Source organism: Cerasibacillus sp. JNUCC 74 (assembly GCF_053667775.1).
In genome coordinates this window covers 2802570-2816708 of record NZ_CM132207.1, presented here as the reverse complement: position 1 = coordinate 2816708, position 14139 = coordinate 2802570, and the positions used below count along the sequence as shown (strand labels likewise).

General features: G+C 36.3%; 17 protein-coding genes and 1 pseudogene. 12 read left to right on the top strand and 6 right to left on the bottom strand.

From position 1 onward, the window contains the following. Window positions 1-179: 179 nt before the first annotated feature. A pseudogene (locus JNUCC74_RS12580) lies at window positions 180-436 on the top strand (transposase); the annotation flags it as partial. 138 nt (window positions 437-574) lie between these two features. Here the strand turns inward: JNUCC74_RS12580 and JNUCC74_RS12575 are convergent. Beyond that, on the bottom strand, window positions 575-1135 hold the full coding sequence (locus JNUCC74_RS12575; RefSeq protein WP_454065609.1) for a YhcN/YlaJ family sporulation lipoprotein: 561 nt from the start codon (window positions 1133-1135) through the stop codon (window positions 575-577). 134 nt (window positions 1136-1269) lie between these two features. Between JNUCC74_RS12575 and JNUCC74_RS12570 the strand changes: the two genes are divergently transcribed. Continuing rightward, window positions 1270-1554, top strand: a complete 285-nt coding sequence (locus JNUCC74_RS12570; RefSeq protein WP_077317724.1) for a YutD family protein — start codon at window positions 1270-1272, stop codon at window positions 1552-1554. An 11-nt stretch (window positions 1555-1565) separates the two neighbouring features. Here JNUCC74_RS12570 and JNUCC74_RS12565 read toward each other — a convergent pair whose 3' ends face one another. Together JNUCC74_RS12565 and JNUCC74_RS12560 are read right to left on the bottom strand one after the other, a co-directional pair. Next, entirely contained in the window at window positions 1566-1823 is a 258-nt protein-coding gene (locus JNUCC74_RS12565) for a hypothetical protein (RefSeq protein ID WP_454065608.1), read from the bottom strand. 418 nt (window positions 1824-2241) lie between these two features. Then, window positions 2242-2511, bottom strand: coding sequence for an SAV0927 family protein (locus JNUCC74_RS12560; RefSeq protein ID WP_077317722.1), 270 nt, complete (start codon window positions 2509-2511; stop codon window positions 2242-2244). 267 nt (window positions 2512-2778) lie between these two features. Between JNUCC74_RS12560 and JNUCC74_RS12555 the strand changes: the two genes are divergently transcribed. Continuing rightward, window positions 2779-3231, top strand: coding sequence for a DUF86 domain-containing protein (locus JNUCC74_RS12555; protein WP_454065607.1), 453 nt, complete (start codon window positions 2779-2781; stop codon window positions 3229-3231). 41 nt (window positions 3232-3272) lie between these two features. Continuing rightward, on the top strand, window positions 3273-4049 hold the full coding sequence (locus JNUCC74_RS12550; protein WP_454065606.1) for a TIGR01457 family HAD-type hydrolase: 777 nt from the start codon (window positions 3273-3275) through the stop codon (window positions 4047-4049). A gap of 67 nt (window positions 4050-4116) precedes the next feature. Here the strand turns inward: JNUCC74_RS12550 and JNUCC74_RS12545 are convergent, their stop codons facing one another. Beyond that, entirely contained in the window at window positions 4117-4629 is a 513-nt protein-coding gene (locus tag JNUCC74_RS12545) for a phosphatidylglycerophosphatase A family protein (RefSeq protein WP_077317719.1), read from the bottom strand. Window positions 4630-4783: 154 nt separating this feature from the next. Between JNUCC74_RS12545 and JNUCC74_RS12540 the strand changes: the two genes are divergently transcribed. Both JNUCC74_RS12540 and JNUCC74_RS12535 read left to right on the top strand, forming a co-directional pair. Continuing rightward, the gene (locus JNUCC74_RS12540) at window positions 4784-5755 is read left to right on the top strand and encodes a hypothetical protein (RefSeq protein ID WP_454065605.1); all 972 of its coding nucleotides are present in this window, start codon (window positions 4784-4786) and stop codon (window positions 5753-5755) included. A 62-nt stretch (window positions 5756-5817) separates the two neighbouring features. Next, the gene (locus JNUCC74_RS12535) at window positions 5818-6783 is read left to right on the top strand and encodes a 2-hydroxyacid dehydrogenase (RefSeq protein WP_454065604.1); all 966 of its coding nucleotides are present in this window, start codon (window positions 5818-5820) and stop codon (window positions 6781-6783) included. Between the two features lie 233 nt (window positions 6784-7016). Here JNUCC74_RS12535 and JNUCC74_RS12530 read toward each other — a convergent pair whose 3' ends face one another. Further along, entirely contained in the window at window positions 7017-7241 is a 225-nt protein-coding gene (locus JNUCC74_RS12530) for a NifU family protein (protein WP_050350380.1), read from the bottom strand. A gap of 514 nt (window positions 7242-7755) precedes the next feature. Here JNUCC74_RS12530 and JNUCC74_RS12525 point away from each other — a divergent pair. The 3 genes from JNUCC74_RS12525 (at window position 7756) to JNUCC74_RS12515 (ending at window position 9393) form a co-directional block, all read left to right on the top strand. Beyond that, window positions 7756-8088, top strand: a complete 333-nt coding sequence (locus JNUCC74_RS12525; protein ID WP_454065603.1) for a YuzD family protein — start codon at window positions 7756-7758, stop codon at window positions 8086-8088. 11 nt (window positions 8089-8099) lie between these two features. After that, window positions 8100-8957: a diaminopimelate epimerase gene (gene dapF, locus JNUCC74_RS12520; RefSeq protein ID WP_454065602.1), complete on the top strand. Its 858-nt coding sequence runs from the start codon at window positions 8100-8102 to the stop codon at window positions 8955-8957. 79 nt (window positions 8958-9036) lie between these two features. Beyond that, window positions 9037-9393, top strand: coding sequence for a HesB/IscA family protein (locus JNUCC74_RS12515; RefSeq protein WP_454065601.1), 357 nt, complete (start codon window positions 9037-9039; stop codon window positions 9391-9393). Between the two features lie 615 nt (window positions 9394-10008). Here the strand turns inward: JNUCC74_RS12515 and JNUCC74_RS12510 are convergent. Further along, window positions 10009-10995 carry an NAD(P)/FAD-dependent oxidoreductase gene (locus tag JNUCC74_RS12510; RefSeq protein ID WP_454065600.1) on the bottom strand — a complete coding sequence of 329 codons (987 nt, stop codon included), beginning with the start codon at window positions 10993-10995 and terminating at the stop codon, window positions 10009-10011. A 321-nt stretch (window positions 10996-11316) separates the two neighbouring features. On the opposite strand from JNUCC74_RS12510, the gene JNUCC74_RS12505 reads away from it, so the two are divergent. The 3 genes from JNUCC74_RS12505 to JNUCC74_RS12495 all read left to right on the top strand — a co-directional run bounded on the left by JNUCC74_RS12505 (window position 11317) and on the right by JNUCC74_RS12495 (window position 14011). Further along, window positions 11317-12534, top strand: coding sequence for an NAD(P)/FAD-dependent oxidoreductase (locus JNUCC74_RS12505; protein ID WP_454065599.1), 1218 nt, complete (start codon window positions 11317-11319; stop codon window positions 12532-12534). A gap of 401 nt (window positions 12535-12935) precedes the next feature. Next, window positions 12936-13247, top strand: a complete 312-nt coding sequence (locus JNUCC74_RS12500) for a YuiB family protein (RefSeq protein ID WP_077317967.1) — start codon at window positions 12936-12938, stop codon at window positions 13245-13247. Between the two features lie 59 nt (window positions 13248-13306). Beyond that, complete coding sequence (locus tag JNUCC74_RS12495) at window positions 13307-14011, top strand: 3D domain-containing protein (protein WP_454065598.1); 705 nt, start codon at window positions 13307-13309, stop codon at window positions 14009-14011. The last annotated feature ends 128 nt before the right edge of the window (window positions 14012-14139 follow it).

Below are 14139 nucleotides of genomic sequence, written 5' to 3'. Positions count from 1 at the left end.
AATATACAAGTTTGATGTTCGCTAGTTCTGGGGACCATTTACCAATACGTACGTCCATAATTTAGTCTACGCTTGTAGCGAATTATTTGCCTCTATGTACTGTGGCGGTTTGAAATGCACCATCGGGTAATCGCTTATGCAGTGTTCGAATAGCTTGTTCCATAGAGGCAGCAGAAAATAACATTCAGGTATATTTTGTGGAACCTTATTCTTCATGGCAGCGTGGTAGCGATGAGAATGCAAATGGTTTATTACGAGAGTTTCTCCCTAAGAAAACCGGTTTGGCTAAAGTCTCAGATGCAGAACTAGAAAATGCACTATCATATCACTCATCAACAATAGACCTAGAAAATGTTTAAATTGGAGAACTACACATGAACGTTTCAGGAAGATCTTTGACAAACTGTCATTAAAAAAAGTAGGATCCACGAAATGAAATTCAGCATAAGGAGCCGTAAACTTTCTATAAACAAGATGGTGCTACGGGAAGATCTAATGGAAAATTAACGGCTCCTAAATAACCAATTGCTTCAACTCATATTTTTGCGAGATAAATCCCACCAATGAAGCTTCGTCATTCATTGGTATTTTTTGTTGTTTTATTCATTTCTTTAATTATATTGTCGATTGTATTATCATAATTTCCATCGGTTGTTCGGGAATTATGCAAACTTTGAATATCATCGATTAAATTAGTATTGTCGGTTACATAAACATCAAAGTATCCTGGCATGATTGATGTAGCTGTTTTTTTCGCTATTTCGGTTGCTCTCTCAGAATTAGTGTCAGCTGATTTTTCATACGCAATTAACACTTCATTGTCTGTAACAAGTGTTGCTACCTCTTCAAATGAATTCCCACGAAGCATAATACGAGTTATCATATTAGCCATTTCGGTTCGGTCAATACTGATAGAACGATTATTTTCATTATCATTGTCAATTTCATCTTTTGTATAGCGTACATATCCTAATTTATTTTCTGCACTTTCATCCGCAGGTGCTTGTAGTTGCCCATTTGGATCAAGCTGGTTTTTGATTTCCTCTCTTTCGTCAGTAGCTGTATCGTTATCCATGCATCCTGTCATGAGAAACAGTGTGGTAAGTCCTATGGGGATCACTTTTTTCAGTTCCATTGTATTACCTCCTTCTCAAGTTGATTTTGGGGTTCGTTTTTAGTTTGCTGGTTCAGCATGAAATCATACTGTTTTTTTCTGGAGGGTTTGGTGGAAAGGTGATACACTGAAAAGACAAAGTAGGGGGGATACAAATGATAGAGATTTACGGAAAAATGTACGAGCTAGTAGAAAATCATAAAGGAGGATTTAATGAAGAAGCTGTCAGAGAACGTTATTCGGACATATTATCAAAGTATGACTATATTGTAGGGGATTGGGGTTATGAGCAACTTCGATTAAAGGGTTTTTATGGAGTTCAACATACGAAGATTCCAATGGATGCAAAGATAACAGCATTGGACGATTATCTGTATGAGTATTGCAACTTTGGCTGTGCCTACTTTGTATTGAAAAAAATAACTGCAAAAGAGCAGTAGCAAATTAACATCTACTGCTCTTTATCGTCATGAATAATATGCGCTCCTGGTATTCTGCGGGGAACATCTTCATGCTGTTCCCGATCTGGATAAACAAAGGCGCTGTCTCTACGCTGTCCCTTTTCCCACGGGGTTGATTTTCCTTCTACAGGAGTATCTGCATTTATTGGTAATCCGAAAGCTCCTTCTGGAAACTCTTCAGGAATTAATTTGTTATGCATATCTTTAACATTTGAAAAATCGGAGTAATCCTTTTTTTTCTTATCCATTCTTTCATCCTTCCAATTCATTCATGTTATGGTGCGTTTTCCCTCATCTAAGGTGCAGTAATACCTACTTCAAGTTATAGCAAATATGAATAAGTCTAAGTGGGAGATCAAGATACCAAAAAGCCTGATTTTTTTCCGCGGTGACAGGACAAGGAAAGCTACGACAAGTGATACATTGCAGTTTTTCAAGGACAAGAAAAACCCTACTGAATGAAGTTTTACTTTATTAGTAATGTTCCCTCTGATTACTTGCTTTTATTATTAGTAAATATAGGTAAAATTATTTTAGTTAACACGAATGGAAAAGCCTTTACTCGGAAATAGGAATAGATTGGAAAGATCAGATAAGAAACGATTGGTATAAATGAACAAATAAGTGGAGGATGGAAAGACCCTACTTATTTGTTCATTTATAGTGTTAAAGTACATCTTTTAAAAAATGACGAATTTCATCAGCTTCCATATTTGGTTCATTAAACGTATGTTCGATTTTTCCTTTGTCATGTAAGTCATCTTTTCCAATGGTAGTACAACGATTTTTCCGTAAATTAATAATGAGCTTTTTGCTCGGATCATCTTCATGCTCTACAATTGCCAAATCATAGCGCTGTAGTTGTCCCATAAAACTGATATAACGAACTCCCTTCATTTTAGTTTCATCTTTGATTATTTCGTATTTTTTAGCCATATTATCCCCCTTTTTTGAATATTGCTATTTCACCAACTATATCATGTTTTTCTTTATATTCCTATAGAATATGATATGATAAACATGTAATTTCATCCCGCATGTAAGGTGCCGTAAGACTCCCACTTCAAAATCATGAGTGGATACAAAAGGTCTAAGTGGGAGAAAACGGCACCTAAATGCCCGATTCGTTCAACTAACATTCAGTATTAGATGGAAGAAAACTCCTACTGAATGAAGTTTCACTTTATAATGGAGGTTTGACATATGTACTTTGTTGACCGTAAAAAATTGGAGGAGATACTTCAGTATATGGATGAATTAATAAACATATTGAAGATGGGCCCTCCAAAAACATTGTCAGATAAACTCAGTTTAGAAAGAGCAGTACATGTCTTTATTGAGTCAACGCTAGATGTCGGTAATATGATGATTGACGGGTTTATTATGCGTGATCCTGGCAGTTACAATGACATTATCAATATTTTATTAGATGAAAAGGTTATTCCAGAAGAGGAAGAAAGAGCATACAAAGAGTTGATTAGTTTGAGACGTATGTTAATGTCAGACTATACATCAGTGGATTATAACGTATTAATGAAGGTGATCCAAACAAACTTGACTATTTATAAACAATTCTCCACCCATATTCGAACTTATTTAAATAAAGAACATCAACACGTAACCCATGCTTTTACAAATGAATCAAAATCGGAATAAAAGCACAGTCTATTCGTATTGCATTGGAGTGAATGAATATAATGACCAAAAAATATCGAGGCTATTTAATCGACTTAGATGGAACAATGTATCAAGGAAATGAACCTATTTCATTTGCTTCGGAGTTTGTTCACGCATTGAAAAATAACCATATTCCGTATGTGTTTGTAACGAACAATTCTACTAAAACACAAGAAGCAGTGGCTGATAAACTAAGAAATATGGATATCCCGGCAACTGCCAATCAAATTGTCACGACGAGTTTAGCAACGGTTTCATATATTAAAGCAAATTATGAGAATCCGCGCTGTTATGTAATTGGAGAAGAAGGCCTCATTCAAGCTTTTGAACAAGCAGGACTTAAGGTGGTAGAGGACGAAAATTGTGATGTTGTTGTGATTGGTCTTGATCGTGAAATTACGTATAAAAAATTAGCTACGGCGAGTATCGCTGTTCGTAATGGGGCAAAATTTATCTCAACAAATGGTGATAAGTCCATCCCGAATGAACGAGGTTTGTTACCAGGAAACGGTTCGCTAACCGCTGTCATCACATTATGTACGGGTATAGATCCAATCTTTATTGGTAAACCGGAAGCGGTAATTATGAAAGAAGCACTTGATGTACTTGGTCTAGATAAAGACGAAGCTTTAATGGTTGGAGATAATTACGACACTGATATTCAAGCTGGTATTCGAGCTGAAATCGATACATTAATGGTATTTACTGGAGTTACTCCATTTTCAGAATACAATTATTTGAAGGTAAAACCAACGCATTATGTTCAAAATCTGTTTGAATGGATCGATAAGCTATAAAATATAAGGATACGTGCTTATAATACGTGTTCTATAAGAAAAAAAGCAGGAGATATTTCCTGCTTTTTTAATCGTCTAATATGACATCTTCTCCATTATCATGTGCTAATCGGCTTGAAGCTGCTGCAGCAATTGCGCCGACAATATCATCTAAAAATGTATGACACTCTCCGGTAGATTTATCATCTAGTCTTTTTAAGATACCCGGTTTTTGTTTATCAATATATCCATAATTGGTTAAGCCAATAGAACCATAAACATTCACAATCGATAAAGCAATAATTTCATCGACACCGTATAAGCTTTCATCGGAGTCAATCGTTTTTTGTAATGGTTGCTCCAGTTGTTTTTTTTCAGCAAGCACATCTAATTGAATACCTGTTAAAATTGCATTTTGTACTTCTCGTTTAGCAAGAACTCGATTGACATTATGTCTGCACTCATCAAGTGTTAAATGCTCATGGTATTGTGATTGTAAGAAATAAACAAGTTCGGCAATATCATCTATTAATACGCCTCTTTCTGTTAACCATTGTCTGGCTTTCATTTCTAATTCACTTCGTTTTGTATTTTCACTCATTCTTTTTACCATCCTTTCATTCTTTAGTAAAAAAACTGACTTTACTTCATAAACTATTACGGAAGCAACTTATAAAAAGCCTCATCGATTAAAATTATTCAGCACTCACTGTTGAAGGTTTTTAACGAGATAAAATGATAAGGGGGTAAGTTCATTGTCATTCAGTACCTGGCTTTATGAAAATTATAATGTTCGTCCCGAAACAAAGCGTTGGGTTGATGGGAAGGAATGTTACCAAGCAGAACGATATATTTATTTTATCACTTCTGTGGAAAACAATGAAATTATACATATGGAGCAATCGGTTTTAGCTTATTATTTAAAAGAGAGCTCCTATAGTAATATGGCTATTCCTATCCGTAATCAACAAGGAGAGTGGCTTACCTCTCATCAAAACACTAAATACATGGTTATTCAAGGAAGTGATCAATCGTACTCCCCAAGTATATCCAGTGGAACGATATTAGCGCAATTTCATCAGATTGGCAGTGCCTATACTTATGAGCCCAAAGCAATTTCCAGTTATGGACAATGGAAGCAGCTATGGATAGATAAGGTTACAGCATTAGAGCAAAATCTGGAAAAAGCAGCCCAAGGTAATCCAAATGCTTATTATCGATTGGTTATGGATACCTTACCTTATTTTATTGGTGTAAGTGAAAATGCAATTCAATATATTCGAGAAAGTGAAGAAGAGTTACGCTTCCACGAGGCTGACCAAGGTACCATCGCTTTCCGAAGATATTCAGATCAGCTGTACCAATCAGTCATGTGGCCGCTGGAATTAGTTTATGACCATCCTGCTAGAGATATTGCTGAATTTTTACGTCAACAGTTTTTGCAGGATGACCCCAAACAGGGAACAATCCAGTTTTTGCGAGATTATGAAACCGTACGACCGCTTTCTATATTTACCTGGCGTTTAGTGTATGCTAGATTGCTCTTTCCTATCCATCTATTTGATTGTTTGGAACGAAATTTAACGGAACAACAAATAGATGCTAATGATCAGTTACACCATTTATTACAACTTCAGGCGAAATATGAAAAGCATGTTAGCCAATTCTTTGACTGGGCAAATATAGATTGTAAACATCTTCAGATTCCTGTGTTACACTGGCTTTAAAACAATATCTTTCTAAACATAAAAACAGTTATTAGACATTTGCGATGATGGAGGGGAAGAAGATGAATAAGCCGACAATCTATATTACAAGAAGCATCCCGGCAAAATTATTAAAACCTTATCAGGAGCAGTTTACGTTCATCTGCTGGGAAAAAGAAGAAACTCCAGTACCAAGAGAAGTATTAATAAAAGATGCAAAACATGCGGATGGTCTAATTTGTATGTTAACCGAAGAAATAGATGATGCTTTTTTAGGCAACGTACAACGTTTACAAGTGATCGCCAATTTAGCTGTGGGCTATGATAACATTGATATTCATGCTTCGAAAGCGAGGAATATCATTATAACTAATACACCCGATGTATTAACTGAAACGACGGCCGATTTAGGTTTTGGATTATTGATGGCTACAGCAAGGCGACTACTAGAGGCTAATGATTTCATTAAACAGGGAAAATGGCAGCACTGGGCTCCTTATTTATTGGCAGGAACGGACGTCTATAATAAAACGATTGGCATTGTTGGTATGGGAAGAATAGGAAAAGCAATTGCAAGGCGAGCTAAAGGATTTTCGATGAATATTATATATCACAATCGATCTAGAGACGAAATAGCAGAAGAAAAACTGGGGGTTACATTTTTAGGACTTAATGAATTATTAAGTGAGGCAGATTTTGTTGTGTCTGTTGTTCCCCTAACCGATGAAACAAGGAATATGTTTGATGCTGATGCTTTTGGCATGATGAAACATTCAGCTATCTTTATCAACATATCTCGGGGAGGGGTAGTTGATGAAGCAGCTTTAATACAAGCCCTAAAAGAAGAACAAATTGCAGCAGCCGGGTTAGATGTTTTTTCTAAAGAGCCGCTTCCGAAGGATCATCCTTTGCTTCAAATGAGGAATGTTGTTGCACTTCCGCATATTGGATCAGCAAGTGTAGAAACAAGGACGAACATGTGGAAGCTTTGTTTAGAAAATGTTACACGTGTATTAAGTGGTAAGCGACCACGAACTCCAGTTGAGTAAAGTGCAGATGAGTTCGTTTGCAATTTAAGAAACAAAAAAGAAGGTGTTCCTTTGTTGGAAGCCTTCTTTTTATTGTGATCATTTTTGTATAAGATTTACCTATATTCAGCTTCAGCGCGTTAGCCCTATCCTGGATGGGTAAGTATCTTCGTAGAAACACTAGTCTTTATTGGGCTGGGCTGAACAACCAAGGCACATAAGCTTTGGTTCTCTATGAATATTCATGAGTACATTTAGAATACTTGTTCAATCTCAGTTACACCGGGTACTTCGGCCATAAGGGCACGTTCAATTCCTGCTTTTAAGGTAATGGTTGAGCTAGGGCAATTTCCGCAAGCACCCATGAGACGAAGAAGCACAATGCCATTTTCATCAACATCAATTAATTCCACATCGCCACCATCTCGCAGCAAGAATGGACGTAATTTGTTTAATACTTCCTGTACTTGTTCACGCATTATCCATCTTCTCCTTTCTTATTATCTATTATAAAACGGATTATCTAAAAAATCCATGACCGCAATCACGTGTAAGAGGAGGTTCAAGAGGTCAGGTAAAAATGGGGGATAGAATTCTTCGTTATCTAGGAAATTATATTTGTTCCTAGTGGATAACTTTTTTGAAAAGTAGCTTCGTCTTGCTTATCTAACAGCATATACTGCGCTACTTGAAATTAAGCTACCTGAAACAGACATCCTAGTATCAGTGTTGCAATAGGACAAAGTATACTTCGTCAGCAATATACTACACGTTGTGAAAGGTGTGGTTATTATGACCGATTCTTCAGTCAGAATTACAATCATATTAACGCTAGTTGTCGAAAAAGCATACTGCTTTTTTAAGGATGCCTAAGAACTTAGCCAGCCTCGAGTCTTTTTTATACCCTTTGAGCAGGTACTATAATCATTTTTATTTTAACTTTGATCCAACTTTTTGTAAAATAAAAGATATCAGAGTAGCGGAGGGAAGGGCATGAGTCAGATTACAATTACTGTTTATGGAGCAGAGCAAGTATGTGCTAGTTGCGTTGGAGCACCAAACGCAAAAGATACGTATGAGTGGTTACAGGCGGCAGTAGGAAGAAAATACAGTACCGATTCGGTTACATTTGAATACATTGACATAGAACAGCCTCCAAATATAGGGAAACATCATTCATTTGCAAAACGCATCATACAGGGAGATCTATTCTATCCACTTGTTCTTGTAAATGATAAGGTAGTAGCTGAGGGTATTCCAAGGTTAAAACCCATTTATAGGGCGTTAGATAAAAATAATTTACCATTACGAGCAGAAGAGAAATGAGGACGAGACAGATGCAACTACCATTTACTAAAATGCATGGACTAGGAAATAACTATATTTATATCGATTTTTTTACAAATCAAGTGGAAGAAAGTAAATTATCTGGATTGGCAAAGCGTGTTGCCAATGTAAATACAGGCATTGGCTCAGATGGATTGATTATCATCCATCCGAGTAAAAAAGCAGATGTCGGTATGCGGATATTTAATAAGGATGGTTCGGAAGGTCTAAGTTGTGGAAATGGATTAAGATGTACAGCGAAGTATGTCTATGAGCAGGGAATCGTAAGTAAAAAGCAATTTAAAATCGAAACTAAAGCGAATATTGTCGAAGCGGAAGTAAATGTTACAGATGGAAACGTAGATTTGGTGACTATTAATATGGGAGAACCTTTACTCAGCCGACAAGATGTTCCTATGCAAGGTGAAATAAACCAGCAGGTTATTTCGGAACCTTTTATCATTAATGACGAAGAACTGATATTAACAGCTGTTTCTATGGGGAATCCACATGCCGTGTTTTTTGTCGAAAAGATAGATAATGCACAAGTAGAAAAACTCGGTCCATTAATTGAAAAGGATCCCCGTTTTCCTCTAGGAGTTAATGTGGAATTTATTGAAGTAATTTCGCCAACAGAAGTTAATTTCAGTGTGTGGGAGAGAGGTTCTGGTATTACTCAAGCATGTGGGACAGGTGCATGTGCTTCTGTAGTTGCTGGCGTATTAAATAATTATCTAACTAGAGATAAAGAAATCACCGTACATTTGCCAGGAGGAGATTTGTTAATAAAATGGGATAAAGATGGGAATGTTTGGATGACTGGCGGGGCTGAAACCATTGCTTCCGGCGTTTATTATGAAAGGAAATAAAGAAAACTGTAAAGTTGAACTAGTAGTAATAAGGGTATATACTGAAAGGTAACCACTTATGAAAGGAGAAATCCAAGCTATGACAATCACGATTACTGACTATGCAAGACAGCAAATTCAAGATATGATGAAAGAAGAGTCAGACGGCGTATATCTTCGCTTTGGGGTAAAAGGCGGTGGATGTAGTGGATTATCCTATTCACTTGGTTTTGAATATGAAATCAACGAGGAATTGGATACAGTCGAAGAAATAAATGGAATTCCTGTCGTTTTAAACAATCAAGATATTCCAATTATTAAAGGAACAACGATAGATTTTAAGCAGAATTTGATGGGCGGGGGATTTAGTATTGATAACCCAAACGCTATTATATCCTGTGGATGTGGTTCTTCATTTAGGACAAAGGATAAAGTCGGAACCCCAGGCGATTGCTAATTTGTATAAAGTTATAAAAAACTAGGCTAGTTGAGCCTAGTTTTTTGGTGATAGAAAATGATATCCGTTCCTTTTTTATCTATAGGAAAGTATAAAATTTTAGGGTTTATCCCGCATGTAAGGTGCCGTAAGTTTCCCACTTCAAGTCCTGAGTTCGTGCAAAGGGTCAAAGCGGGAGAAAACAGCACCTAAATGCGCGATTGGTTCAAGGGCCTTTAGGTCATACCTTTAAGGTACTAACATTCCGTGTAAAAAGCATTCCACGGGATGAAGTTTCACTTTATCGTATAAGAAAAACGATAGCTTTCGCCGTAAAGACTTGGCGACGAGCCAAGTTTTTCTAAAAAAGTAGCATCGCCCAGTTTAAGTGCTCGTGCCGCTAGCAAACTTCCCTCTTCTCCTACGATAAGTCAACATTGGATTGAATCTAAAGGAAGGCAGACTAGACTATAAGCATGCTGTTGCTCAGGCATCGGCATACCCTTTTTTTAGGGCATGTTGCCTTTATCGCTTCAGATGATCTCCAGTTTGTACGTCGCTAACCAAGCGCTTAAGCACTTGTCGGTATGAATTCAAAAGATTACTACTATGGCACGCTTAGAACTCAGTTCAGGCTTAAAACATACTAGTTGAGTGTTTCGGCTGTATCCTTGCTTTTGGATCAATATAATGTTTTGCATTGTTGATCGCAGTAGGTCCTTCACCAAATCCGGTTGCTATTAATTTTACTTTTCCCTCATACGTACAAATATCGCCTGCAGCATAAATGCCTGGGATATTTGTCTCCATTTTGGAATTTACTACAATACTATTACGCTCAATTTCTAAACCCCAATCTTTAATTGGGCCAAGTGTAGAGACAAAACCATAATTACACAAGACTGAATCGACTTCCATCTCTAGTTTGCGTTCTCCCTTAACTTCTTCAAGAATAACTCTTTCAATTCGCTCATCACCTATAATGTCTGTAGGAACAAAAGGGGTAAGGACGTCTACATTGGATGCATATAATTTTTCCACACTATGCTCATGAGCTCGAAATTTATCACGACGATGGACAAGTGTTACCTTTTTAGCGATGGGCTCTAGCATTAGCGCCCAATCAACAGCCGAATCACCGCCGCCAAGTAAGAGAACATGCTGGTCCTTATAGCTACTCATGTCTTTTACATGGTAATGCAAATTAACTCCCTCAAATTGATCGCAATTGCTTACGTTTAATTTTCGTGGTTGAAAAGCACCGTTTCCAGCGGTAATAATCATTGTTTTTGTGTAATGAACATCTTTTTTATCAGTAGTTAATTTTAATGTACCGTCCTCTAGGCGTTCTACCTGTTCTACTGCTTGTTCTAAAACAATGGTTGGATGGAACATGCTGACTTGTTCTTCCAGGTTATCAATTAACTCCTGGGCTCTTATTTTGGGAAAACCTGCAATATCATATATATATTTTTCTGGATAAAGAGCAGTTAACTGCCCACCAGTATGTGGTAAGCTCTCAATGATCTTCACACTCGCTTGGCGCAAACCGCCATAGAATGCAGTAAACAAACCAACTGGTCCTGCGCCAATAATGGTGACATCATAAACTTCATTTGTCACGACGATTACCTCCATTTGATATAAACTTTGCACCACTTTTTATAGTATCATAAATCGACTGTAATAGAATATTAATGTACTCAGCTTATCATTAACTTTTGATTAAGAAAAATCTAATAATAATTAAAAAGCAGATGGGGTTGAAAAGTAAAGCGAAAAGAGCTACTATAACAAGGGAACCATATTACAATTGTGTGACATATGAAATAATTCTATTATTCTATAAAGATTATTGCTTGGCAGCGTGCCAAGTTTTTCTTAGTGGTGTCAAGTGAAAAAGATCACAATTTACAAAAAAAGGAATAAATGGAAGTGATAAGCGTGGGAAAACCAAACATAGTCATCTTAGGTGCTGGTTATGGTGGGATGATGACTACGGTTCAATTACAAAAGTCATTACGTGCTGATGAAGCGAATATAACCTTAGTGAATATGAACGATTACCATTATCAAACAACTTGGCTACATGAAAACGCAGCCGGCACATTACCTCATGAGCGCACTAAAATTCAAATTAAAGATATTATTAACCCCAATAGAGTTAACTTTATTCAAGATAAAGTAATCTTAATCAATCCGAAAAAAAAGCAGGTCCAACTAGAAAATGGTGTATTACATTATGATGTGCTTGTTATTGCACTAGGTTTTGAAGTTGCTACCTTTGGTATTCCTGGTTTAGAAGAGCATGCTTTTACTATTGATAATATTAATAGTGCTTGCTCTATTCGTGACCATATTGAGCATAATTTTGCAAGTTATCACAATGATGTGAAAAAAGATCCAGCCCGGTTAACTATTGTGGTTGGCGGTGGCGGGTTTACTGGTGTTGAGTTTCTAGGAGAATTAGCTAATCGAGTAGATGAACTTTGTAAAAATTATGATATTGATAAACAGTTAGTGCAAATGATTAATATTGAGGGTGCTCCAACTATTTTACCAGGATTTGATGAACAATTAGCGGAGTATGCTATGAATTCTTTGGAATCACGTGGTGTTGAATTTATTACGGGTGCATTTTTAAAAGAATGTACATCATCTAGTGTCTTATTTGAAAAGAATGGGTTACCAGCAAAAATACATACCAATACCATCGTTTGGGCAGCAGGAGTACGAGCTAATTCTATCATAGAGAAATCTGGATTTAAAACAAATCGTGGCAAGATTGAAGTGAATAATGATATGCGTTGTCCTGAATATGAAGATGTCTTTGTTATTGGTGATTGCGCTTTAATTATGGATTTAGAACATGGTAATCCCTATCCTCCTACAGCACAAATGGCGATTCAAGAATCCGAAGTGGTTTCGTATAATGTTCGAGCATACATCCGGAATGAGGAAATGGAAGTATTTAAGCCAAATATTCTTGGAACCGTCGCCTCATTAGGACACAATGATGCCATGGGGATAATTTTCAACGACAAAATAATTCTTGGTCGGAAAGCTACAGTGATGAAAAAAATCATTGATAATCGTTACTTATTTAAGTTAGGCGGAATTCGCTTATTAATGAAAAAAGGAAAATTTAATATTTTTCATTAACAGATAAGAAAAGCAAAGGTACGGTTGTATTTTTGCTTTTTTAGTACCTGAATTTGGTTTGAAACATAAAATAATGAATCATGTCTTAACTGCGTGGTTAGTAAGAGAGCAAGTATTTCTAATTGAAATTATTTCTACCTTGTGGATACCTTTTTTGAAAATGAATATCGCCTAGCATAACGTGATCTTCTTTCTGTGCGATTTTTCAAGGAGAAAAGTACTCCTTGAATGAAGCTTCCCTTTATCTCACATCAGAAATTCTGCCGTTTGTACGGCGCTAAACGGAGTGCTTGCACTTTTATTCAAACTTCATTTAAAATGAAAAGGGGCAAATTGGACAAATAGAGAGTAATCTTGCATCATAGTACGGGAAGGGTACTTATTTGAAGGGAGAAAATGAATTGATTCAGCTAATTGTATCTATCTTATTGTATTTTGTTATCTTTTTTGGTATTGCTTTTATTTTAAATATGCTGTTACGTACGACATGGCTCATGACAATTGTATATCCTTTTGTTGTTGCCATTATTATAGACAATATTCCAACTTGGGATTATTTCTCAGCACCGGGAGAAGCATTTTCGAAGTTGGCGAATCGTTTAGCTGAAATTACGATTATAGATATTTCAATCTTAGCTGCAGGTTTTGTTGGAACGATCGTGTCCGGTATAGTTATTAGACTACTAAGAAAAAGCGGATATCAAATGTTTTAATAGAATGATGAATAAAATTTTGTAGATTGGAAATGATGACATCCAAAGAGGTGTTAATCATGAAAATCCAAAATTTCATTCAAAATTTAAGTTTATTTCTATTGATAATTGTTATGTTTATTGTGGTTGGAGTTTTTATGCCGGACAATACTCATGCAGCAAAGCTTTGGCATTACCAAAAACCAGAGATTCTACAAACATTGAAAATAACGGAGCATAAAGTAAGAGATGATGTCACTTCTAGAGAAACAGAATTATCAGAAAAAGAATTTAATCATAGAGAGCAGAAGCAGTTAAATATTTCGAGTGAACAAATAGATGGTGCAGAGACTTTGGAAGAAGTTGTTAATTATCAACAATACCCTAGTCAAACTGTGTTAGCAACTGGTTATACTGCAGGTGCAGAGTCAACAGGAAAAACACCAGATCATCCTGAATATGGAATTACGTATTCTGGAGTTAAAGTGAAAAGAGACTTGTATTCTACTATCGCAGCAGATTTAACCATCTTTCCTCTTGGGACAATTCTTTTCATCCCTGGGTATGGTTTTGGGGTGGTTGCAGATAAAGGAAGCGCTATAACTGGTAATAAGATTGATCTATATTACGAAACCATTGATGATGTTTATAATCATTGGGGGAAAAAGCAAGTAGATGTTTATATGATTAAAAAGGGTGATGGTAAACTAACCGAAAAAGAGCTTCAACATTTAAATGAAAATCAAGCGTTACAAGTATTCAGACAAGGCATAAATGGAGGATAACTTTTGAACGTTGAAGCTACTGATTAGTAAAATAGACGGTTTTGATCGATGAAGAAGTCTCGCTAATTTAAATCAACCCTCTGTTAATGGTTTTTTTAAAATTGGTGAGGCTTTTTTATCGTCAGAAA